This is a genomic window from Phenylobacterium sp. (assembly GCF_025934275.1).
In the GTDB taxonomy this organism is placed as follows: Bacteria; Pseudomonadota; Alphaproteobacteria; order Caulobacterales; family Caulobacteraceae; genus Phenylobacterium.
Genome location: NZ_JAICYI010000012.1, coordinates 12,490 through 34,403, shown reverse-complemented (window position 1 = coordinate 34,403; position 21,914 = coordinate 12,490). Strand labels below are relative to the sequence as shown.

Sequence of the window (21,914 nt, the reverse complement as noted above, 5' to 3'; positions counted from 1 at the left end):
GAAGTCCAGCCGGCTCAGGACGCTCAGGGACCGATCACCCGGGCGTCGGCGAAGCCGATTCCGGCCGCCTTCTCGCGCAGGACCTCGGCCGCATCCTCGTCGGCGGCGCCGTCCAGCACCACCCGCCACAACGTGACCCCGCCGCGCGAGATCGGCTCGACCGCGGCGTGGCCGGCGACGGCCAGCCGGTCGGCGGCGCGCTGAGCGTTCTCGGCGCTCGCAAAGGCGCCGGCCTGCACCTTGAACCCGCCCGGGGCGGCCGCCGGCGGAGCGTCGGCGGGAGGCGGAGCGGGGATCGGCGCCGGCAGCGGCTTCAGCTCGGCCACCATCACCGGCGCCGGCGGCTTGACGAGCGGCGTCGAGGCGGGGGCGGCCTGCGGCTCCTGCGCGGGCGCGGCCCTGGCCGGGATCCGGGCGCGGGCGTAGCGCAGCGTCTCCTCGCCCCTCAGCGGCGCAGGCCCCACATAGCGGACGCGCACGCGCGCCAGCCCCGCGCGATCGTAGCCCAGCTGCCGGGCCGCCTCGTGGGAGAGGTCGATGATCCGGCCGCCGACGAACGGGCCGCGGTCGTTCACCCGCACCACCAGCTTGCGGCCGTTGTCGAGGTTGGTCACTTCCACCAGCGAGGGCAGCGGCAGGGTCGTGTGGGCGGCGCTCGGCAGGTCCTTGTCGAAGATCTCGCCGTCCGCCGTGGGCCTCAGGTTGAAGGCGTCGCCGTACCAGGAAGCGACCCCGGTCTGGTCGTAATCCGGCTGTTCGTGCGGGAAGTACCAGATGCCGCCCACCTGATAGGGCGCGCCGGTCTTGTACCCCTGCCCGCCGCCGACCGGCGGCCCGGCCGCAGGTTCGCGGACCGCGTACCTTGGCGTCACGCTGGCGCAGGCGGCCAGCGAGGCGCCCGCCAGGAGCACGGCGCCCATGCGCCAGGCCCGCCGCGCGGCGGGTTGCGGACCTTGGGGAAAGCTTTGCATGGCCCGAGCTTGACCGGCGAAGCTTGCGGCGCGGTTAACCGTCCGTTGCGGATGCGCCGCCGCCCCGCACGCTGCTATAGGCGCTCGCCGGACGGGTGGCCGAGTGGTTTAAGGCAGCGGTCTTGAAAACCGCCGTGGGTGAAAGTCCACCGTGGGTTCGAATCCCACCCCGTCCGCCATCCCCATTGCGCATTGACGAGGTCCGATGCGGGATGTCTCGGGGCGGCGCCCGAGCGGGATGGGCGGGCGGTTCACCCGTCCGTCGGCTTCGGGGCCCACTCGGCGCGGAGCACGGCGGGGCGCTCGGCGATCGCCTTGACGAATGCGGGCTCGCGGCCGCGCTCCTCCTGGCGGCCCCGCCATTCCACCTCGGCGCGGGCCTCGTAGCTGCGGCCTCCGTCCTCGTAGGTGACGCCCCAGGCGATGATGCGGTTGCCGGCCTCGGCCAGCTCCCGGCGCAGATCGCCCTCGGCGAGCCCGCTTCGCTGGGCGCGCACGCTGAACGTGGCGTGGAATTTTCGCGGGATCCTCAGGTCGGCCCACTTCAGCACCCACAGCACGAAGAGCGCCGTCACGGTCGCGCCGACGCCGAGGCCCAGCCGGCCGGCTCCGAAGCACAACCCGACGCAGGTCATGAACCAGATGGTGGCCGCGGTCGTGACGCCGGTGACGATGTCGCCGCGCCTGACGATGGCGCCGCCGCCGATGAACCCAATGCCGGACAGCACGCCCAGCGGCAGGCGCAGCACGTCGATCTGCGCGAACTTGGACGCATCCTTGCCCGTGGTGTCGAGGAGCTCGTTCGCCAGCACCATCATCAGGGCGGCGGCGAGGCAGACGAGCATCGTCGTGCGCAGCCCCGCGGCTTGGCTCCGCTCCTCGCGATTGAAGCCGACCGCCGCGCCGGCGGCGACGGCCAGGCCCAGGCGCAGCAGGATATCCGGCCAGGTGGGAACCAGCGGCATGTCCATCTCCGGTGGGATGAAAGAAGCTCCGCCGTTCGTAGGTTCCCGCGAACGCGCTGCGCGGAGCCGGCGGCGCCGCCGCGGAACCATGGCGAAGCTGCGCAGTTGATCACCGCAGGTGGGAGCGCCGACCATGAATCCGCCGCCGCGACCCGAGCTCGAAGCCCCCTCGCAGGACATCGCGGACACGCCGCCGGCGCCGCGAGGCGCCCGTTCGCGGCTCCGGCGGGCCGGCGACGCGACGGTGCTCTGGCTGCACCGGCTAGCCGACCGCTTCGACCTGGTCCCGACGGAGTTCGGCCGCGACACGGAGGTCGACGACACCGACGCCGGCTCCATCGCGCGCGAGTGGCGCCGCCAGGCGAAGCTGTGGGCCGACTACAACCCCGAGGAGATGTTCGCGCTGAAGGCCGGCGCGGCGGGCCTGGGCCTGGGGCTGGTGGTCCTGCTGATGCTGGTGGGCGCCGTCCGCTAGGGCGCGGGCACCGTCACGTTGGCGTTGAACGTCAGATCGACGCTCGGCAGCATGGGGATCGACAGCGGATAGGTGTAGGCCGAGGTCGCCTTCAGCATCTTGGCGCTCGGGTCGGTGTTATCGGTCGTCAGGGTCACGGCCAGCGAGCCGGTGTTGGGCACGTCCGAAAGATTGGCCAGCATCGCGGTCTTGAGCTGGGTCTGCGTGGTGTCCGGCGTCAGCAGCAGGGTGCGGGCGTTGTTTTCCAGCGCCCAGCGCACATTCGCGCCGTAGTGCAGCGCCAGGCCCAGCTGAAAGATGCCGAACAGGAAGATCAGCAGCATGGGCGCGAGGAGCGCGAACTCCACCGCCGAGGCGCCTCGGTCGTCGGCCAGGCGGTTCCGCTCAGCGGACACGGATCACCTCCGACTGGGTGAGCGCCTTGTGTTCGATGGCCCCCGAGAAGGTGCTGGTGGCGGTCAGCGTGAGATAGGTGCTGGGCGTGCCGCTCGCGCACGTTGAACTGCAGTCGTTGGCCGCGGTCCCGCAGTAGCAGACGCGGGCCACGGTGAGCGCGCCGTCGGCCGGCTTGTGGACCCAGGCGGCGAGCGCGGCGGTCTTGGCGGCGGCGTCGTCGCTGCCGCCGATCTGGTAGTAGCGCGCGCCGGTCTGCACGGCCGTGCGCATGTCGGTCGTCTGGTTGATCATCATCCAGCCATCCCAGCCGAGGATCAGCACGCTCGACAGGATGGGCGCGATCAGCGCGAACTCGAGGGCCGAGACACCGCGCCGGTCGGTGAAGAAGGACAGGAAGCGCCGCATGGTCATTCCACCAGCTTGACGAGGTCGCGGGCCGGGATCTTCTGCATGCCCTGCGTCGTGCAATCGACGCTGAACGTGCTGCTGCCGGACCAGCTGATCGTGTTGGCGACCACGTAGGTGCAGCCGTTGATGCCGGAGAAGTTGCCGTTGTAGCTGACCGCCTGGGTCGGGAAATAGAGGTCGCCGGTCAGCCGCGAGGCGGAGTCGCCGTTGAAGATGTTGGAGGTCGTCGCCGAGTTGGCGCGATCGCCGAAGAACAGGATCCCCGAGTAGGTTCCGGTGGTCGGCGCGCGCAGCTGGACGTCGGCGGTGCCCTGCATGCTCACCCGGGCGGTCCCGCTCAGGTAGATGGTCACGCCGGAGCCGCTGACGTTGGCGTTGGCGTTGACCGAGAAGCCACCGCCGGAGATGTAGTAGACGCCCGGCGCGAGCGTGTCCGTCCCCTTGAGAGTCAGCCCATTGCAATAGTAGCCCGGGCTGAGCGACGCGCCGTTGTAGCTGGAGGTGGCGATGCAGCTTCCGGGGACGGCGGGGGTGGGCAAGGCGCTGAACGGATCGGGGACATTCTGGGCGCCGCTAATGCCGCCGGGGCATTCCGCGAGCGTCAAGGCGCCGTTGTTGGCGATGCCGCCGACCGAGAACGCGCAATCGGCGACCGCCGTGGCGGAGCCCCAGGTGTGGATCGCATCACTGGCGGTGGAGTCGGAGGCCACGTCGCAGCCGGCGAGCGTCATGGTCGCGTTGCCGGTCACGTCGATGGCGCGGCTGGCGGAGCGGCTGAGCGCCACGACGCAGGCGTTGGCGGCGGTCTGGTACTTGGCGACCGCGCGCCGCTTCAGGGCGATCGGCTGGCCCACGAACAAGGCCGTGAAGTAGCGAGGCTGGTTGCGGGTGAGGATCACCTCGACGGCCTGCGGGACCTGGTTGGGGCCGCTGAGCGGCGGGGTGTTGACGGTGATCGTGCCTGCGGAGCTGTCCCAGCCGTTGTCGGTCGCCGCCTTGTTGGCCGCAGCCGTGACGGTGGTGGAGTCCGAGCCGTTGACCACCTCGAGCGCGCCCGAGAACGCCGCGGCGTCGGCGGCGGCCTGCAGGCGCTGGTGCTGGTAGTAGTCGTAGCTGGTCTCGACGCTGAACGCGGCGCCGGCCGCCACCATCGGCATGCCGAGCGCGAAGACGATCGCGACGTTGCCGCGCCGGTCGCGCCGCAAGCGCGCCGCAACCGCGGCAGGGATCTGAAAAGCATGGCGAAGGCTGAACATCTGTCGAGCGCCCAATTTCGCGTGAGACGGGCAGGCTCTTAGGTCGCGTTTAATATTGCGCTGAATTCCTTGGTGTATTTTCTGTTGACCACGCCGTTTCAGCCGAGGCTCAAGGGGGCATCAGCTTTTGTCCGCTTGCGAGCCCCCCTCCGCGGCCTAGGGTTGCGCCGCATTTTCCCTGGTCGTTCGGAGACGCCTGCGATGATCGAGCTGCACTACTGGCCCACGCCAAACGGCAAGAAGGTGACGATCCTGCTGGAGGAACTGGGCGTCCCTTACCGGATCGTCCCGGTGCAGATCGGCCGCGGCGATCAGTTCGAGGCGGAGTTCCTGAAGATCAGCCCGAACAACCGCATGCCGGCGATGGTCGACACCGAGCCCAAGGGCGGCGGCGCCCCGATCAGCATCTTCGAGAGCGGCGCGATCATGATGTACCTCGCCGAGAAGGAGGGCCGCTTCTGGCCGCAGGATGTTCGCGGCAAGTACGAGGTCGCCCAGTGGGTCATGTGGCAGATGGCCAACCAGGGTCCGAAGTTCGGCGAGCAGGGCCACTTCGGCCGCACGCCGGAAAGCGCCGGCGACCAGTCGTACGCCAGGAAGCGCTTCGCCGACGAGGTGCACCGGCTCTACGGGGTGATGAACATCCGCCTCTATGATCGCCGCTACCTGGCGGGCGACGACTACACGATCGCCGACATGATCTGCTATCCCTGGAGCGTGAACTTCCAGATGCGCGGCGTCGACCTCGAGGAGTTCAAGTACTTCAAGCGCTGGTACGAGGAGCTGTCCGCCCGGCCGGCGGTGCAGAAGGGCATGGCGGTGACCGCCGGCGTGACGCCGGAGGATCCGACCAAGCTGCCGCCCGAGGAGCAGGATCGCCGCCGCAAGCTGCTCTACAACCAGCGCGCCCGCCCGGCCCCGGAAGGCGGGATGCTGACGCTCTAGTAGAGCACCACAGAGCGGATGCTCTCGCCGCGGCGCATGAGGTCGAAGGTCTCGTTGATCCGCTCCAGCGGCAGGGTGTGGGTGATCATCGGGTCGATCTGGATCTTCCCGTCCATGTACCAGTCGACGATCTTCGGCACGTCTGTGCGGCCGCGCGCCCCGCCGAAAGCCGTGCCGCGCCAAACCCGTCCGGTGACCAGCTGGAACGGCCGCGTGGCGATCTCCTTGCCGGCCTCCGCCACGCCGATGATCACGCTCTCGCCCCAGCCGCGGTGGCAGGCCTCGAGCGCCTGGCGCATCACCTCGACATTGCCGGTGCAGTCGAAGGTGTAGTCGGCCCCGCCGCCGGTCAGCTGGACCAGGTGGGCCACGAGGTCCCCGTCGAGAGCTTTCGGATTGACGAAGTGGGTCATGCCGAACCGACGGCCCCACGCCTCGCGCGCCGGGTTGATGTCGACTCCGACGATCATCGCGGCGCCGACCAGCTTCAGGCCCTGCACGACGTTCAGCCCGATGCCGCCCAAGCCGAAGACCACGCAGTTCGACCCCGGCTCGACCTTCGCCGTGTTGACCACCGCGCCGACGCCCGTGGTCACGCCGCAGCCGATGTAGCAGGCCTTGTCGAACGGCGCGTCGGTGCGGATCTTGGCGACCGCGATCTCCGGCAGCACCGTGTGGTTCGCGAAGGTCGAGCAGCCCATGTAGTGGAAGATCGTCTCCCCCTTGTAGGAGAAGCGGCTGGTGCCGTCGGGCATCAGGCCCCTGCCCTGCGTGGCGCGGATGGCGGTGCAGAGGTTGGTCCTGCGCGACAGGCAGCTTTTGCACTGGCGGCATTCGGGCGTGTAGAGCGGTATCACGTGGTCGCCCGGCGCGACGCTGGCGACCCCCGGCCCCACCTCGAGCACCACGCCTGCGCCCTCGTGGCCGAGGATGGAGGGGAAGATCCCCTCGGAATCGAAGCCGTCGAGCGTGTAGGCGTCGGTGTGGCAGACCCCCGTGGCCTTGATCTCGACCAGCACCTCGCCGGCCCGCGGCTCCTCCAGCTCGACCTCCACGATCTCCAGCGGCTGCTTGGCGGCGAAGGCGACGGCGGCGCGGGTCTTCATGGGCTCCCCCTCTCAGCGGCGCGCGAGCTTTTCGTAAGCCCAGGCCGTTGTGAAGCGGCTTTGCGTCCACCTATGCGATCCGCTTCGCCGACAGCCTCTCCTCATGACGATCCGCCGGCGTTCCTGCGCCTGACAAGCTCCGCCGGGGAAACGGGATTCGGTCGGCGGCGTTAGACCGCCATGAGCGACCACGATCTGTCAGCCGACGAACGCACCCTGCTCCTGGCGGCCCTCGACGGCCCGCTGGTGGACCGCGACGCGGGTTCACTGGGCCTGTGCCTCAGGCTCTGCGGGCGCAGGCTCCTGCAGCGGGCCGGCAGCGCCGCCGCGGCGAACGGCTGGCACGGCTCGCCGCACGCCTTCGTGCTCACCCGCGACGGGTGGCGGCTGGTGAAGGCGGAGCGGCGGCGCAGTCCGCTGCGACAGGTAGGCTGAGCCTCACCGCTCGCGGGGCAGCATCGACAACGGCGGCGTCACGCTCTCCAGCGATCGCCGCTCGGCCGAGACCCCCAGCCACAGCTGCACGACCGCGGCCAGCAGCATGAGCCCGCCGCCCAGCAGATAACCCTTGAAGATCTGGCCGCGCTCGCCGGTGTCGATGAGCGCGCCGAACAGCGCCGGGCCCCCCACCCCGCCCAGCAGCGTTCCAAAGGCGTAGAACAGGGAAATGGTGATCGCCCGGGTCTCCAGCGGGAACAGCTCGCCGACGGTGAGATAGGCCGCGCTCGCCGCCGCCGAGGCGAAGAAGAAGATCACGCTCCAGGCGATGGTCTGGCTCTCGGCGGTGAGCGCGCCGCGGGCGAACAACCAGCCCGTGATGCAAAGGAGGGCTCCGGCGACGCCGTAGGTCGCTGCGATCATCGGCTTGCGGCCGAGGCTGTCGAAAAGCCGGCCGAGCAGCAGCGGCCCCAGCACATTGCCGAGCGCAAACGGCAGCATGAAGTAGCCGATGTTCTTGTCGGGGACCCCGTAGAACCTGGTCAGGATCAGCGCATAGGTGAAGAAGATCGCATTGTAGCAAAAGGCCTGCGTGGCCATCAGCACCACGCCCAGCACGGTCCGCCTCGGATGCGTGCGGAACAGGGTCGCGGCGATCTCCAGCCAGTTGGTTTCGCCCCGGCGCGTGAAGCGCAGCGTCGGAATCGGCTCGACGAGCGGCGGCAGGGCGGTGCGTCGCTCCACCCGGCGTTCGATGTCGCTGACCACGGCGGCCGCTTCCTCCGGCCGCCCATGGGTCATCAGCCAGCGGGGGCTCTCCGGGATGAAGCGTCGCACGAAGATGATGATCACCGCCAGCACGCCGCCGGTCAGGAAGGCGAGCCGCCAGCCCCAGGCCTGGGGGACCAGGTCGGGATTGAGCACCACCAGCGAGCCCAGCGCGCCCATCGCGGCCCCGACCCAGAAGGTGCCGTTGACGGCCAGGTCCGTGTAGCCGCGCCGGCGTGCGGGAATCAGCTCCTGGATCGCCGAATTGACCGCCCCGTACTCGCCGCCGATCCCCGCTCCGGTGATGAAGCGGAACAGCACGAACGACCAGAAGCCCCAGGACAGGCCCGTCGCGATCGTCGCCAGGAGGTAGATGCCGACCGTCACCGTGAAGAGCCGCCGCCGCCCCAGCCGGTCGGTGAGGCGGCCGAACACCACCGCCCCGATCACCGCGCCCAGGATGTAGGCGCTGCCGGTCATGCCCACCTGGGCGGCGGTCAAATTGAGCGCCAGCGGACTGGCGATCGCGGAGGACAGCGAGCCGACGAGCGTCACCTCCAGTCCGTCGAGGATCCAGGTGATCCCGAGCGCCGCCACCACGAGCCAATGGAAGTGACTCCACGGCAGCCGGTCGAGCCGCGCCGGAACGTCGGTGACGAAGACCTCCCCCTCGGACGCCATGCCGCTCCCCTCAGCCCCTCACGCCTCGCCTCAACGCGCAAAGGCAGAGCTTGGGTTCAAGGTCGCGGCGCCCTATGGCGTGCGCGATGGCGGACGACGAGATCCTGGTGGACGCCCGCGGCCACCGCTGCCCGGTGCCGACGCTGCGCCTGCGCCGCGCCCTGGAGGCGGCCGGCCCCGGCGCGCGGGTGCGCCTTCTGGCCGACGATCCGATGGCGCGTATCGACGTGCCCCACTTCGCGGCCGAGATCGGGGCCGAGATCGTCGCGCGCGACGAGCGCGGCGGCGCGTTCAGCTTCCTGGTCGCGAAACCATAGGCCTTGCGCCCCTGAGGTCCTTGAGCGCCGGCCTGGGGGCGCTGGCGGCGATGGCGAGCTCCACCTCGGTCGCCAGCGCGCCGCCGAAGAAAATCGCGTTCACGTTCCACGACAGCCAGATGAGAAACGCCACGACCGTCGCGATGGAGCCGTAGGTGGCTCCCAAGGGCGCGATGTTCTCGACGTAGAAGGCGATCGCCCAGGACATGAAGAGGCACAGGCCCGCCGCCACCACGCCGCCGAGCACCGAGGCGCGCCAGACGACCGGCCGCCGGGACATGGCGAAACGGTAGACGAAGGAGAGCCCGATGCTCAGGCTGGCGCTGGCCCAGGTCCACTCGCTGAACAGCCAGGAGACGCCGCGGAGCGGCCGCAGATCGAAGGCCGAGCCCAGGATCCGCAGGCCGAAGAACACCGATGAGACGATCGCCATCGCCGCGAAGCTCGCCACCAGCACCGCCAGCGCCAGGAGGTTGAAGCTCACGAAGCCATGCGGCTCATCCTCGTCATGCACGAAGGAAAGTCCGGCCAGCAGCGCCTTGAAGCCGCGGTGGGCCGCGTAGGCGCCGACCACGAGGGCGAGCAGGCTCTGGGTGGAGACCGCGACGTGCGAGGCTTCCACCAGCCGCACCAACTCCCCTTGCAACAGGGTGCGCGCACCGGGCGGAGCCAGCGCCGAGAGGGCCTGTCCGAGCCGGGCCGCCTGCTCCGGATCGGCCAGGAGGCCGTAGAGGCCGACCATGATGGCCAGCGCCGGGAAAATGGCCAAGAGCGCGAAGAACGAGACCCCGCCGGTGTAGAGCATGACATCGCGCCCCCAGATGCGGGCGAGCGCCTTGCCGGTGACGATCAGGCCCATGCGCAGCCAGTGGGCGGGGTCCCAATCCATGCGGCGCAGTCGGGCCATCAGCCGGCGGGTCATCGGCGCGGAGCCTGGGGAGGAACGGCGCGGCGTGCAAGCTCAATGCGGAGTGCGCCCGACGCCAGAACGGCGCGCCACCTGGTTGAGGGGTGACGCGCCGCCGATGGGCGTGTCTTTGCCATCCAGGTCATCCGCCGCTTCGAGGGACGGGAGAGCGCGACGAACAACCGACGGCGACAGTGCGGTCGCGCGGCTGAACCCAGGCTGAACGCGACCTTCAGGAAACGGTCTCGAGGTCGATCGCCCCCGTCTTGGCGAGGTTGTCGATCTCGCTTCTGGAGAATCCCCAGTCGGCCAGAGCCGCCTCGTCATGCGCCCCGATGCGCGGCGGCGGCCCCTGGATCGCGCCTGGGGTGGCGGAGAAACGCGGCGCCGGCGCCGGCTGGGTGACGCCCGCCACCTCGACGAAGGTCTGGCGCGCGGCGTTGTGCGGATGCTTCGGCGCCTCCTCCAGGGTCAGCACCGGGGCGAAACAGACGTCGCTGCCGCCCATGATCTCGGTCCACTCGTCGCGGGTCTTGGCGGCGATCACCTTGGCGAGCTTTTCGCGCAGCTCGGGCCAGGCCGCCCGGTCGTGCTGCTTGGCGAACTCCGGATCCGTGATCCCGGTCTTCTCCAGCAGCAGGGCGTAGAACTGCGGCTCGATCGAGCCGATCGAGATCCAGCGACCGTCGGCGCATTGGTAGGAGTCGTAGAAGTGCGCCCCGCCGTCGAGCATGTTGGCGCGCCGCTCGTCCTTCCACATGCCGGAGGCCTTGAAGCCGTAGAACATGGCCATCAGCGAGGCTGCGCCGTCGCTCATCGCGCAGTCCACCACCTGCCCCTGGCCGGTGTGGCGGGCATGCGTCACCGCGGCGAGCAGGCCGAACGCCAGGTAGAGCGCGCCGCCGCCGAAGTCGCCGACCAGGTTCAAGGGCGGCGTGGGCTTCTCCTTCGTGCCGATCGCGTGCAGCGCGCCGGTGATGGCGATGTAGTTCATGTCGTGGCCGGCGGCCTGGGCGTAGGGGCCGGTCTGGCCCCATCCGGTCATCCGGCCGTAGACGAGCTTCGGATTGCGCTTCAGGGCCACCTCCGGGCCCAGGCCCAGCCGCTCCATGACCCCCGGGCGAAAGCCCTCGAAGACGACATCGGCCTGTTCCATCAGCTTCAGGCAGGCCTCGACCGCAGCCGGGCTCTTGAGATCGAGCGCCACCGAGCGGCGCCCGCGCGAGGTGACGTCGGTCGGCGCGCCCCCCCGCCCGCCGCCCTTGCGATCGATGCGCACCACATCGGCGCCCAGATCCGACAGCAGCATGCCGCAGAACGGGCCCGGCCCGATGCCTGCGAATTCGATGATCTTGAGGCTGGTGAGCGGTCCCTGGCGCATGTGTTCCTCCGTGGCGTCCTTCACTAGAGCCCCTGCCGCTTCGTCAGCCAAGGCCTGTGGGCCGCCCGACGCCCGCGCCTGTCACAACCGGAACGCGCCGTCTATGCTGGCCGCGGCCCCTGCGATTCATCTCTCGTCAGGACGCATGGGCGCAAGTTGGCGTTCGGGATGGGGGACATGACGTCAGGCGTCCAGGCGCGAGTAGTGATCGTTGCGCGCGACGACGCCCTGGCGGGGCCGTTGTCCCACGGCCTCGACCGGCTGGGCTGGCGGACCGTGACCGCTCGCGGCGGCTATGCGGCGCTGGCGGCGCTCGCCGATCTGCAGATCGAAGCGGCGCTGATCGACCTGGCGGGCGGCCCTGAGGCGCTCGACCTCGCCGAACGGATGAAGGAAGCCTGCGCGCCGCGCCGCTTGCCGGTTGTGGCGGTGGGCCAGCCGGATGCGTCCCTCGAGCGCCGCGGCTTCGATCTCACCCTCACCCCGCCGCTGCATCCGGCGCAGGTCGCCATGCGGCTGGAGACCCTGGTGCGCACGGCGGTGGCGGAAGAGGAATTCGAGCTGCGCCTGGAGACCTTCGCCGAGCGGGGCCGCGGCCTGGAGGTCATCGAGCCGCCGACGACGCCGCACCAGGTGCTGGCGATCGGCGAACCCGCGCCGCAGTTCCTGGCGCTTTCCAACGCGCTCGCCGAGCATGGGGCCGAGGTGGTCGGCTCGTTCACCGCCTACACGGCCTTCGACTACCTGCACGAACGCCGCTTCGACGCGGTGGTGCTGTGGGCGGGAGAGAACCCGCAGGAAGCGCTCTCGATCGCCGCGGGCCTGCGGCGCAACACCCGCCTGTTCCACACCCCGGCGCTGCTCTACATGCGGCCGCAATCCTATGTCACCGCGGCCGAGGCCTATCACCGCGGGGTCAGCGACGTGGCGACGCCGGACACGCCCGAGTCCGAAACCGCCCGCCGCGTCGTCGAGCTCGCCCGCAGCTATCGCCGCCAGGCCGCCGTGCGCCAGGCCCTGGAGGCGGCCCGCACCTCCGGCCTGATGGACGCCGCCAGCGGCCTGTTCACCCGCGACCTGTTCGCCGCCCACCTGGCGCGCTTGGCCCGCGCCGCCAGGGAGCGCAACCGCCCGCTGTCGGTCTGCGTGCTGCGCGTGGCCGACAAGCCCGAGACGGTGGCGGCGCGGGCCGGGGGCTGGATCGCCCGCGCGATCCCGCAGATCGGCTCGATGATCGGTCGGCTGGTGCGCGTGGAGGACACCGCCGCCAGGCTCGCGCCGGAGGTCTTCGCGCTGGCGCTTCCGGCCACGACGCTGGGCGCGGCCCGCGCGGCCGGCGAGCGCATCGCCGCGGTGATCGGCTGCACCGCCTTCGAAGCGGGCGACGGCAAGCCGCCGTTCGTCATCGAGTTCGACCTCGGGGTCGCCGAAGTCGCCGGCGAGGAGAGCGCCGTGCGGGCCCTGGAAGCGGCGGCGGCGGAAGCATTTGGACGGAAGGCCAGCTGATGAACCCGAACTCGCCGCCCAACCTGCCGACCTGGGCTTACCTCATCCCGCTCGTGGTGATCGGGCTGGTGATCCTGAGGAACGCCCGCGCCCGGCAGCTCAAGGTCGAGCGCATGTGGATCGGACCGGCTGTGATCCTGGGGCTCACCGGGATGCTGCTCGTCCAGCAGCCGCCGTCCGCGGGCCTCGGGGTGGCCCTGGACCTCGCAGCCCTGTTGCTTGGCGGCTTCCTCGGCTGGCACCGCGGCCGCTTCACGCGGATCACCGTGGATCCCGCGACGCACGCGGTGACCAGCCAGAGCTCGCCGATCGGCATGCTGCTGATCCTGGCGATCTTCGCGCTTCGCAGCGGCGTTCGCGCCTACGCCATGCAGAACGCAAGCGCCCTGCACATGTCGCTCAACGACCTCACCGACGCCTTCATGCTGCTGGCGGTCGGGCTGGTCTGCGCCACGCGGCTGGAAATGGCGCTCCGCGCCAGTCGCCTCGTGAGGGAAGCCAGGGGCGGCGGCGCGTAACCGGCCTCACGCGGCCAGCCTGGCCATTTCCGCCAGCACCTTCTCGGCCGCGTTCAGCCGCTGCTCCGGTGTCTCCCACTCTCCCTTCACAACCACCTTGTGATCCGGCCGGATCCGCCAGGATATCTGGTTTTTCTGAATGAATTGAATGAGGCCGGCCGGGTTTTTGAACTGATCGTCGCGGAAGCTGACGACCGCGCCCTTGGGTCCGACGTCGATCTTGGCGACATTGGCCTCGCGGCACAGCCCCTTGATCGCCACGACCTTGAGGAGCTGGCCGGCTTCGGGCGGCAAGGGGCCGAAGCGGTCGATCAGCTCGGCGGCGAGCGCTTCGCGGTCGGCGGCCATCTCCGCATCCGACAGGCGCCGGTAAAGCGACAGCCGCACGTTGAGGTCGGGAACGTAGTCCTCGGGGATGAGCACCGCCGCGCCGGTGTTGATCTGCGGCGACCAGCCGCGGTCCGCCACGAGTCCCTCCGTTCCGGCGCGCGCCTTCAGCTCGTTGACCGCGTCCTCCAGCATCTGCTGGTAGAGCTCGACGCCAATCTCGCGGATGTGGCCGGATTGCTCCTCGCCCAGGAGGTTGCCGCCGCCGCGGATGTCGAGGTCGTGGCTGGCGAGCTGGAAGCCGGCGCCGAGGCTGTCCAGCGACTGCAGCACCTTCAGCCGCTTCTCGGCCGACAGCGTGATCGGCTTCTCGGACGGCGTCGTCAGATAGGCGTAGGCGCGCGCCTTGGCGCGGCCCACGCGCCCCCTCAGCTGGTAGAGCTGAGCCAGGCCGAACATGTCCGCGCGGTGGATGATGAGCGTGTTGGACGTCGGGATGTCGAGCCCGCTCTCGACGATGCTGGTCGACAGAAGTACGTCGTACCTGCCGTCGTAGAAGGCGCTCATCACGTCTTCCAGCTGGGTGGCGGCCATCTGGCCGTGGCCGACGACGAAGCGGATCTCGGGGACCTGCTCGCGCAGGAACCGCTCCAGCGCCGGCAGGTCGGCGATCCGCGGGGCGACGTAGTAGGCCTGGCCGCCGCGGTACTTCTCGCGCAGCAGGGCCTCGCGGATCACGACCGGGTCCCAGGGCGTGATGTAGGTCCTGACCGTCAGCCGGTCGACCGGCGGGGTGGCGATGATCGACATCTCGCGGATGCCGGAGAGCGACATCTGCAGGGTCCTGGGGATGGGCGTGGCGGTGAGCGTGAGCACGTGGACGTCGGCGCGCAGCTCCTTGAGCTTCTCCTTGTGCTTGACGCCGAAGTGCTGCTCCTCGTCGACGATCACCAGGCCGAGGTCCTTGAAGGCGACCTGCTTGCCGAGGATGGCGTGGGTGCCGATGACGATCTCCACCTCGCCGGCCTTCAGCGCCTCACGCGTTTCGGCGGCCTCCTTGGCGGGCACCAGGCGTGACAGGCGGCGCACGCGCACCGGCCAGCCCTCGAACCGTTCGGTGAAGGTCTTGTAGTGCTGCCGCGCCAACAGGGTGGTCGGAGCCACGACCGCCACCTGTTTGCCGCTCATCGCCACCACGAAGGCGGCGCGGAGCGCCACCTCGGTCTTGCCGAAGCCGACGTCGCCGCAGATCAGCCGGTCCATGGGCTTGCCGGCCGAGAGGTCCTCGAGCACGTCGCCGATCGCGGTGAGCTGGTCCTCGGTCTCCTCATAGGAGAAGCGGGCGCAGAACTCCTCGAAGACGCCGTGCGGCGGCAGCATCTCCTCGGTGTGTTTGGTGGCGCGCTCGGCGGCGATGCGGATCAGGCCCTCGGCCATTTCGCGTAGCCGCTCCTTCGCCCGCGCCTTGCGCGCCTGCCAGGCCGCCCCGCCCAGCCGGTCGAGCTGCACGCCCTCGGAATCGGCGCCGTAGCGGGTGAGCAGGTCGATGTTCTCGACCGGCAGGTAGAGCTTGGCCTCGCCGCCGTACTGCAGCTCCAGGCAGTCGTGCGGCGCGCCCTGCACGTCGAGGGTCTTCAGGCCCTCGTAGCGGCCGATCCCGTGCTCGATGTGGACCACCAGGTCGCCGGGCGTCAGCGCCGAGGCCTCGGCCAGGAAGTTGGTGGCGCGCCGCCGCCGCCGCGGCCGGGCGAGCCGGTCGCCCAGGATGTCGGTCTCGGAGATGACCGCCAGGCTCTCGGTCTCGAAGCCGGCGTCGAGCGGCAGTACCACCCGCTGCGGGGTCTTCGGATCGGCCGCCTTGGCCGCGTCCCAGTAGGGCGCGAAGGGGATGTTCTTCAGCCCATGGTCGGCCAGCATCGAGCCCAGCCGCTCGGACGAGCCCTCCGACCAGGAGGCGAACAGCACGCGCTTGCCGCCGGCGGCCAGCCGGCGGGCGTGCTCGGCGGTGGCTTCGAACAGGTTGACGCTGTCGCGCTGGCGCTCGGGGGCGAAGTTGCGCCCTGCCCTCGCCCCCATGTCGACGACCGCCTCCCCCTCGGCTTCCAGGAACGGCGTGAAGCGGCGCGTGGGCCGCACGTTCAGCGCCGCGCGCCACTCGTCCTCGTCGAGATACAGCCGCTCCGGCTCGAGCGGATGGTAGTGCGTGCGCCGGTCGGTCTGGCTGCGGGCCTCGTAGGCGTCGCGGATCATCGCGAGGCGCTCGTCCCGTGCGTCGCCGGCCAGGTGATCGAGCGCCACGAGGCTTCCGTCCGGCAGGTCGTCGAACAGGCTCTCCATCCGCGGATAGAACAGCGGCAGCCAGTGCTCCATCCCGGCGCGCCGGCCGCCCTCGGAGACGGTGGCGTAGAGCGGATCGTCCCCGGCCGATCCGAAGGCTTCCCGATAGCCGCTGCGGAACCGCGCGACCGCCTCCTTGTCGAGGAGCGCCTCGCTGACCGGCCGCAGCGACACCTCCTTCAGCTGCCGGGTCGAACGTTGGGTCTCGGGATCGAAGGCGCGGATGGATTCCAGGGTGTCGCCGAACAGGTCGAGCCGCACCGGCTCCTCGGCGGAGGGCGGAAAGACGTCGATCACGCCGCCGCGGATCGCGAATTCGCCGTGTTCCGAGACGGTCGAGGCGCGCGCGTAGCCGTTGACCGCGAAATAGTGCTCGAGATCGGCGATCTCGACGGCGTCGCCGACATGGGCGGAATAGGCGGCCCGCGTCACCGCCGAGCGCGGCGGGACCCGCTGCAGGAGCGCGGGCACGGCGGTCAGCAGCAGCCGCGGCCTGGCGTCGAGGCCGTCAGCGAGCCTGGAGAGCGTCGCCATGCGCTGGGCGGCGACCCCCAGAGAGGGTCCGATCCGGTCGTAAGGCAGGCAGTCCCACGAGGGCAGCCGCAGCACCTCCGTGCGCGGCGCGAAGAAGGCGAAGGCGTCGGCGAAGGCCGAGAGCCGTGAGCCGTCGCGGGCGACGAACATCGAGAGCCCCTTGCGGGCCTTGACGATGTCGACCATGGCCAGGGCGTCGAAGCCCTCCGGCGCGCCTACCAGCTCCAGCCGGCCGGGATCCTCCGCCACGCGTCGCAGGCCGGCCGCCGTGATCGGCCGGGAGCTGTCATCCGCCATGGTCGTCTCCCCGCGAGGCGTGAGCCTCAAGGCGGAAAGCCTTGATGCGATCCATTATCGGCCCAGAGAATTCAGCGGGCGGCTCGGCGCGGCCGACGATCCAGGCATAGAGGTCCTGGTCGGGGACCTCGAGCAGGCGCTCGAACCAGTCGAGCTCGGCTTCGCTGAAATCCGGGACGTGCCGGTCCGCGAACGGCCCCAGAATGAGGTCCGCTTCCCTGAAGCCCCGCCGCCACGCGCGGAACCTCAGCTTCTTGAGCCGGGCGTCCTTGTCGGAAGTCATCGGAAGGAGCGGCGGATATAGAGCGCCCGGAGCCCGAGCGCCAGCCGCGCGAAGCGGCGCGCCGCTTTAGTGTGAGCTGGCGCTCGCCGGGCTAGCGCCCAGGGCGGCCCCGCCGCCTCCGGTCGGGCCGCCGTGATAGAAGGGCGACAGGGCCTCCTGGTCGCGTTCCGTCCGCCCCTCCAGATAGCTGCGCGGCGCGCAATAGCGCTTCGGCAGGTGGCTCCCGACCGGGGCCTCCATCCAGCATACGGTCTCGGTTGAAGCGTCTTTCGCCTTGGGCGCCGGAGCCGCAGGCGCCGTCTGCGCCCCCGACGCGGGCGTCACCGATCCGCCGGCGGCGATGGTCGCTGCGGCGATGAACGCGAGGAACATGCTCGATCTCCGGGCTTCGCCGCACCAGTAGAGCGCGTCGACGGCTTCGCCACAAGCCGCCTCGAGGCCTGCTATCCTCACGTGATGCGGCCGGAGATTCTGTTTCCGCTTTTCGCGCCCGTGACCACGCTGAAGGGCGTGGGCCCGCGCGTGGCGCCGCTGCTCGCCCGGGTGGCGGGGCCGATCGTGCGCGACGTGGCGTTCCTGAAGCCGCACTCGATCGTGCGGCGGACGCCCGCCAGCCTCTCCGAAGCCAGGGATGGCGAGGTGATGACCTTCGAGGTGACGGTCGAGGAGCACCAGCGGCCGCGGACCCATCAGCAGCCCTGGCGCATGCGCGTGTCGGACCCGACCGGCTGGATGGCGCTGGTCTTCTTCGGCCGCTTCGCCGACCAGCTGGAGAAGCGCCATCCGGTCGGCGCGAAACGGATCATCTCCGGGCGGGTCGGCGACGACAAGTTCGGCCGGCAGATGGTCCATCCCGACTATATGGCCGACCCCGGCAAGGCCGAGGAGATTCCCGAGCTGGAGCCGATCTATCCCGCGACCGAGGGGCTGCCGGCTCGCCGGGTGCGCGCCTTCGTGCTGGAGGCGCTGGAGAGGGCGCCCGAGCTGCCCGAGTGGCAGGACGCCGCCTGGCGCGCACGGCAGCGGTTTCCCGGCTGGCGCGCGGCGCTCGAGCGCCTGCACACACCCGAGAGCGAGTCCGACCTCGAGCCCAGCGCGAACCACCTGCGCCGATTGGCTTACGACGAGCTCTTGGCGCACCAGCTCGCGATGGCCCAGCGCAAGGCCGAGCGACGGCGCGAGCCGGCCGCGTGCATCGAGGCCAGCGTGGTCGCCGAACGGATCCGGACGGACCTGCCCTTCGCCTTCACCGGGGCGCAGGACCGGGCGCTGGGCGAAATCCGCGCCGACCTGGCCTCCGGCGAACGGATGAGCCGGCTGATCCAAGGCGACGTCGGGTCCGGGAAGACCGTGGTCGCGATGTGCGCCATGGCCGACGTGGCGGCCGGCGGCGGCCAGAGCGCGCTGATGGCGCCCACGGAGATCCTGGCGCGCCAGCACTACGAGACCATCGAGGCCCCGCTGGCCGAGCATGGGGTCGCGGTCGTGCTGCTCACCGGGCGCGACAAGGGCAGGCCGCGCGCCGAAAAACTCGCCGCCTTGCGCTCCGGCGCGGCCAAGGTGGCGGTGGGCACGCACGCCCTGTTCCAGGACGAGGTGCTGTTCGACCGCCTGCAGCTGGCCGTGGTCGACGAGCAGCATCGGTTCGGGGTGGCCGAGCGCCAGCGGCTGCAGGCGAAGGGCCAGGCGGTGCATCTGCTGGCCATGTCGGCGACGCCGATCCCACGCACGCTCGAGCTCACCGTCTATGGCGACCTCGACGTCTCGCGCATCGACGAGAAGCCGCCCGGCCGCACTCCGGTGGCGACCCGCGCGGTCCCGATCATCCGCATCGCGGAGGTGGAGGCGAGGCTTCGCCAGGCGGTGGCGGACGGCGCCCAGGCCTTCTGGATCTGCCCCCTGGTCAGCGAGACCGAGACCTCCGACCTCGCCGCCGCCGAACGCCGCGCCGCCGATCTCACCCGGCGCATCGGCCCCTCGGTCGGGCTGGTGCACGGCAAGCTGCCGCCCGCCGCCAAGGACGCGGTGATGGCGGATTTCGCCGACGGCAAGCTGTCGGTGCTGGTCGCCACGACCGTGGTCGAGGTCGGCGTCAACGTGCCGAATGCGACGATCATGGTGATCGAGCAGGCGGAGCGCTTCGGCCTGGCGCAGCTGCACCAGCTGCGCGGCCGGGTGGGACGCGGCCGGCAGGAGAGCGCCTGCGTGCTGCTCTACGACCCGCCGCTCGGCGAGACGGCCCAGCAGCGGCTGGACATCCTGCGGCGCACCGACGACGGCTTCCTGATCGCCGAGAAGGACCTGGAGCTGCGCGGCGGCGGCGACGCGCTCGGCCTTAGGCAATCGGGCTTCCCGGCCTACGTCTTCGCCGACCCCTTCGCGCACCGCGACCTGATCGCCGCCGCCGGCGACGACGCGCGGCTGATCATGGCGCGCGATCCCGAGCTGAAGAGCCCCCGTGGTCAGGCCCTGCAGGTGCTCTCGGAGCTGTTCGACTGGAAAGCCGGGATGGCGCTGAAGGACGCCGGATGACCAAGGGGGGTCTTGGGGTTGCCCCAGCGGAGCATTCGTCGGCATATGGCCGGGCCGGAGGTGGGAATATGACCAGTCACTCACTCCTTTCGCTCGGGCTCGCTGCATTGTGCATTGTCGCGGCCGTCTTCCTGTGGCGGGCGACCGGCTCGCAGCCGTTTCCCCTGCCGCACCTCGCCACTTTCGCCCACCGAGCGCCGGCCTCGGCCAGCACAAACGGGTCATCGGGGGTGCTCTCGGGGCCGCGGAACCTTCAGGCCGCGATCAACTCCTCGAACAGCAGGGTTGCGGGCGCTTTGAACGCCGCCAAGTGAGCGCTGGGACCCCTGGTCTTCGCACCCCGGACAATCCGCCTGCGACCGTTCGCGGCGCCGGAGAATGGCCCGCATCAAGCGGTCCACGACGGATGAGTCTGAAGGTCAGACCTTCACCATCCGCTTGCCGCGGTTTTCGCCGGCGAGCAGGCCGATGAGCGCGGCGGGCGTGTTCTCCAGCCCCTCCAGGATGTCCTCCTGGACCTTGAGCCTGCCCTCGGCGACCCAGCCCTCGAGGTCCTTCAGCGCCGCGTCCCGCTGCGCGTTGAAATCGGAGACGATGAAGCCTCTGAGCGTCAGGCGCTTGGTGACGATCAGGCCGGGGATGCCGCGCGGTCCGTGCGCCGGCGCCGGGCCGTCGTACTGCGAGACCGCCCCGCAGCAGGCGATCCGGCCATGCACGTTCATCGCGAACAGGCAGGCCTCGAAGATGTCGCCGCCGACGTTGTCGAAATAGACGTCGATCCCGCCTGGAAGCGCCTCGCGCATCAGTCGCTTCAGCTCGCCGGACTTGTAGTCCAGCGCCTCGTCGAAGCCGAGCTCGGCCTTCAGCCAATCGCACTTGGCCCTGCCGCCGGCGATCCCGACGACGCGACAGCCCTTGATCTTCGCGATCTGGCCGACGAGCGAGCCCACCGAGCCGGCCGCAGCCGAGACCACGACGCTCTCCCCGGGCTTCGGCTGGCCGCACTCCAGGAGGCCGAAATAGGCGGTGAGCCCGGCGACGCCGAAGACGCTCATCAGATGGGTGACGGGCTCCATCCGGGGCAGCTTCTGCAGGCGCCTTGCGGGAACCGCGGCGTAGTCCTGCCAGCCGATGTCGCCGCTCACCAGGTCGCCGGGCGCCAGGGATGGATCGCGGCTCTCCACCACCTCGCCGATCGCCCCGCCGGCCATGACCTGCCCGGAGGACAGCGCCGAGCGATAGGTCGCGCCCTGCATCCAGGCGCGGTTGGCGGCGTCGAGCGAGATGTAGCGCGTTCGGACCAGGGCTTCTCCGTCGGCAGGCGTCGGCGGGGCCGTCTCGATCAGCCTGAAGTGCTCCGGCCCGAGCCTGCCCTGCGGAATCTGGTCCAGGACGATCTGGCGGTTGGTCTCGGGCATGGCGCGCTCCGGCGGCTCGGGGAGCGTCAGGGTTGCGCACCCGCCGCGCGGCCGGTCAAGGCTGCGACCCGGGCGAGCGCGTCGGCCTCGACGTCGGCGTAGAACAGGTTGTAGCCGGGGACTTTCTTGCGATCGGCCCAGGAGCCTTGTCGGCTGAAGGCCCCCGACTTCGGCGCCGAGATGCGGAGCACGCCGTCGACGCACTGGGCGGAGACCTGGCGCGGCAGGAAGGCCGGCCGGGCGTCCCACTCCAGCCCGGTGGCGTTGGCGGAGCCCAGGTTGAGCCGGGCCGATGCCGGCGCATCGGTCGTCGCGCCGAGCAGCGGGTTGAAGCAGAGGGTCTTGCGCCCATTGAGTCCCACGAGCTCGCCATGCGGGCCCCAGACCAGCGCGCGGTCGAGGAGGGTCTGGGCGCGGGGGAACTCATCGGCCCTCAGCGTCATCCACGCCGCCAGACAATGGGCTTCGGCCCGCATCGCACACGGCGGGATCGGCGGGTTGTCGGCCGGGATGATGGTGCGGATCAGATAGGCCGCGACCAGCCGGGCGCGCACCGCCGGATCGGGAGCCACCTGCTCGGCGAGCAGCCGGTCGGCCAGCAGACCCCCCTGCTCCACGCCGACCAGGATGAACGGCCGGCCCTGGTTCTGGCGCTGCAGGTAGAACCGGAAGGCTTCGGCGACATCGCCGTAGGCGAAGCGCCGGGCTTCCTGGGCGTCCTCGCGCAGGGTGAGCTCGCTGTAGAGGCTGGCCTGCCGGTATCGCGGGGCGTAGAGCCGACCGACACGGACGAAGGGCCCCGCATAGTTGGGCGCCATGACCCGGCGGAACAGCTTGTCGCCGCGGCGGTCGTCGATCGGGGCGTTCCACTGCTCGCCCCCGTCATAGGTCGTAGGCGAGAGGAAGAACACGTCGACTGCGCCGGCCGGCGCATGGACCGGATCGGTGGGCAGCAGATACCAGGCGGATTCCGAGGCGTAGTCGGGCGCCTTCGGGGGGTGATAGGTCTGGAAGGGGATCTTGGGATCGAGCGCGGTGCGCTGCAGATCGTCCCAGAACACCCCGGTGGCCAGGCCGAGGACCAGGATCAGCCCCAGGATCGCCAGGGTCAGCCAGAGCGGCGGGCGCTTCACCCGATCCGGCATGGC

Annotated in this window: 21 protein-coding genes and 1 tRNA gene; 8 read left to right on the top strand and 14 right to left on the bottom strand. The window is 70.5% G+C overall.

The features are described from left to right. Nucleotides 1–23: 23 nt before the first annotated feature. Nucleotides 24–971 (bottom strand): septal ring lytic transglycosylase RlpA family protein, encoded by a 948-nt coding sequence (locus tag Q0W60_RS04895; RefSeq protein WP_297693128.1) that lies wholly within the window; start codon nucleotides 969–971, stop codon nucleotides 24–26. Between the two features lie 89 nt (nucleotides 972–1,060). Between Q0W60_RS04895 and Q0W60_RS04890 the strand changes: the two genes are divergently transcribed. Then, nucleotides 1,061–1,150: transfer RNA gene (locus Q0W60_RS04890), tRNA-Ser, on the top strand. A gap of 72 nt (nucleotides 1,151–1,222) precedes the next feature. Here the strand turns inward: Q0W60_RS04890 and Q0W60_RS04885 are convergent. Continuing rightward, nucleotides 1,223–1,936, bottom strand: a complete 714-nt coding sequence (locus tag Q0W60_RS04885; RefSeq protein WP_297693126.1) for an MgtC/SapB family protein — start codon at nucleotides 1,934–1,936, stop codon at nucleotides 1,223–1,225. A gap of 133 nt (nucleotides 1,937–2,069) precedes the next feature. Between Q0W60_RS04885 and Q0W60_RS04880 the strand changes: the two genes are divergently transcribed. Next, entirely contained in the window at nucleotides 2,070–2,411 is a 342-nt protein-coding gene (locus Q0W60_RS04880; protein ID WP_297693124.1) for a hypothetical protein, read from the top strand. Here the strand turns inward: Q0W60_RS04880 and Q0W60_RS04875 are convergent. From Q0W60_RS04875 to Q0W60_RS04865, 3 genes are read right to left on the bottom strand one after another with little or no spacing between them, the layout of a single operon-like run. After that, nucleotides 2,408–2,806, bottom strand: coding sequence for a TadE family protein (locus Q0W60_RS04875; protein WP_297693122.1), 399 nt, complete (start codon nucleotides 2,804–2,806; stop codon nucleotides 2,408–2,410). The genes Q0W60_RS04880 and Q0W60_RS04875 overlap by 4 nt on opposite strands. Next, nucleotides 2,796–3,212 (bottom strand): TadE/TadG family type IV pilus assembly protein, encoded by a 417-nt coding sequence (locus Q0W60_RS04870; RefSeq protein ID WP_297693120.1) that lies wholly within the window; start codon nucleotides 3,210–3,212, stop codon nucleotides 2,796–2,798. The genes Q0W60_RS04875 and Q0W60_RS04870 overlap by 11 nt, the downstream gene beginning before the upstream one ends. A gap of 2 nt (nucleotides 3,213–3,214) precedes the next feature. Next, nucleotides 3,215–4,420: a pilus assembly protein TadG-related protein gene (locus Q0W60_RS04865; protein ID WP_297693118.1), complete on the bottom strand. Its 1,206-nt coding sequence runs from the start codon at nucleotides 4,418–4,420 to the stop codon at nucleotides 3,215–3,217. 252 nt (nucleotides 4,421–4,672) lie between these two features. Here Q0W60_RS04865 and Q0W60_RS04860 point away from each other — a divergent pair, with 252 nt between their 5' ends. Then, a complete protein-coding gene (locus Q0W60_RS04860) occupies nucleotides 4,673–5,416 on the top strand; it encodes a glutathione S-transferase N-terminal domain-containing protein (RefSeq protein WP_297693116.1) in 744 nt (247 codons plus the stop codon). On the opposite strand, the gene Q0W60_RS04855 is transcribed toward Q0W60_RS04860, so the two are convergent. Continuing rightward, complete coding sequence (locus tag Q0W60_RS04855; RefSeq protein WP_297693114.1) at nucleotides 5,413–6,522, bottom strand: S-(hydroxymethyl)glutathione dehydrogenase/class III alcohol dehydrogenase; 1,110 nt, start codon at nucleotides 6,520–6,522, stop codon at nucleotides 5,413–5,415. The genes Q0W60_RS04860 and Q0W60_RS04855 overlap by 4 nt on opposite strands. A gap of 180 nt (nucleotides 6,523–6,702) precedes the next feature. Between Q0W60_RS04855 and Q0W60_RS04850 the strand changes: the two genes are divergently transcribed. Beyond that, the gene (locus Q0W60_RS04850) at nucleotides 6,703–6,957 is read left to right on the top strand and encodes a hypothetical protein (protein WP_297693112.1); all 255 of its coding nucleotides are present in this window, start codon (nucleotides 6,703–6,705) and stop codon (nucleotides 6,955–6,957) included. Nucleotides 6,958–6,960: 3 nt separating this feature from the next. Here Q0W60_RS04850 and Q0W60_RS04845 read toward each other — a convergent pair whose 3' ends face one another. Then, nucleotides 6,961–8,409 carry an MFS transporter gene (locus Q0W60_RS04845; RefSeq protein ID WP_297693110.1) on the bottom strand — a complete coding sequence of 483 codons (1,449 nt, stop codon included), beginning with the start codon at nucleotides 8,407–8,409 and terminating at the stop codon, nucleotides 6,961–6,963. 86 nt (nucleotides 8,410–8,495) lie between these two features. On the opposite strand from Q0W60_RS04845, the gene Q0W60_RS04840 reads away from it, so the two are divergent. Continuing rightward, nucleotides 8,496–8,726, top strand: a complete 231-nt coding sequence (locus tag Q0W60_RS04840; protein ID WP_297693108.1) for a sulfurtransferase TusA family protein — start codon at nucleotides 8,496–8,498, stop codon at nucleotides 8,724–8,726. Here the strand turns inward: Q0W60_RS04840 and Q0W60_RS04835 are convergent. Both Q0W60_RS04835 and Q0W60_RS04830 read right to left on the bottom strand, forming a co-directional pair. Beyond that, nucleotides 8,701–9,648, bottom strand: coding sequence for a YihY/virulence factor BrkB family protein (locus Q0W60_RS04835; protein ID WP_297693106.1), 948 nt, complete (start codon nucleotides 9,646–9,648; stop codon nucleotides 8,701–8,703). The two genes, Q0W60_RS04840 and Q0W60_RS04835, sit on opposite strands and share 26 nt — an antisense overlap. Nucleotides 9,649–9,865: 217 nt before the next feature. Beyond that, nucleotides 9,866–11,014, bottom strand: coding sequence for a CaiB/BaiF CoA-transferase family protein (locus Q0W60_RS04830; RefSeq protein ID WP_297693104.1), 1,149 nt, complete (start codon nucleotides 11,012–11,014; stop codon nucleotides 9,866–9,868). A gap of 177 nt (nucleotides 11,015–11,191) precedes the next feature. Between Q0W60_RS04830 and Q0W60_RS04825 the strand changes: the two genes are divergently transcribed. Then, nucleotides 11,192–12,520, top strand: coding sequence for a diguanylate cyclase (locus Q0W60_RS04825; protein WP_297693102.1), 1,329 nt, complete (start codon nucleotides 11,192–11,194; stop codon nucleotides 12,518–12,520). Next, nucleotides 12,520–13,038 (top strand): CcdC protein domain-containing protein, encoded by a 519-nt coding sequence (locus Q0W60_RS04820; protein ID WP_297693100.1) that lies wholly within the window; start codon nucleotides 12,520–12,522, stop codon nucleotides 13,036–13,038. Before Q0W60_RS04825 ends, Q0W60_RS04820 begins: the two co-directional genes overlap by 1 nt. Nucleotides 13,039–13,044: 6 nt before the next feature. On the opposite strand, the gene mfd is transcribed toward Q0W60_RS04820, so the two are convergent. The 3 genes from mfd to Q0W60_RS04805 form a co-directional block, all read right to left on the bottom strand. Then, nucleotides 13,045–16,533 (bottom strand): transcription-repair coupling factor, encoded by a 3,489-nt coding sequence (gene mfd / locus Q0W60_RS04815; protein WP_297693098.1) that lies wholly within the window; start codon nucleotides 16,531–16,533, stop codon nucleotides 13,045–13,047. Beyond that, nucleotides 16,523–16,816, bottom strand: coding sequence for a succinate dehydrogenase assembly factor 2 (locus Q0W60_RS04810; RefSeq protein ID WP_297693096.1), 294 nt, complete (start codon nucleotides 16,814–16,816; stop codon nucleotides 16,523–16,525). The genes mfd and Q0W60_RS04810 overlap by 11 nt, the downstream gene beginning before the upstream one ends. Before the next feature lie 66 nt (nucleotides 16,817–16,882). Continuing rightward, nucleotides 16,883–17,188: a hypothetical protein gene (locus Q0W60_RS04805; RefSeq protein WP_297693094.1), complete on the bottom strand. Its 306-nt coding sequence runs from the start codon at nucleotides 17,186–17,188 to the stop codon at nucleotides 16,883–16,885. Between the two features lie 84 nt (nucleotides 17,189–17,272). Here Q0W60_RS04805 and recG point away from each other — a divergent pair, with 84 nt between their 5' ends. Continuing rightward, nucleotides 17,273–19,348 (top strand): ATP-dependent DNA helicase RecG, encoded by a 2,076-nt coding sequence (gene recG / locus Q0W60_RS04800; protein WP_297693092.1) that lies wholly within the window; start codon nucleotides 17,273–17,275, stop codon nucleotides 19,346–19,348. 419 nt (nucleotides 19,349–19,767) lie between these two features. Here the strand turns inward: recG and Q0W60_RS04795 are convergent, their stop codons facing one another. Together Q0W60_RS04795 and Q0W60_RS04790 are read right to left on the bottom strand one after the other, a co-directional pair. Further along, nucleotides 19,768–20,766 carry an NADP-dependent oxidoreductase gene (locus Q0W60_RS04795; protein WP_297693090.1) on the bottom strand — a complete coding sequence of 333 codons (999 nt, stop codon included), beginning with the start codon at nucleotides 20,764–20,766 and terminating at the stop codon, nucleotides 19,768–19,770. A gap of 26 nt (nucleotides 20,767–20,792) precedes the next feature. Beyond that, complete coding sequence (locus Q0W60_RS04790; protein WP_297693087.1) at nucleotides 20,793–21,911, bottom strand: DUF3089 domain-containing protein; 1,119 nt, start codon at nucleotides 21,909–21,911, stop codon at nucleotides 20,793–20,795. Nucleotides 21,912–21,914 lie beyond the last annotated feature (3 nt).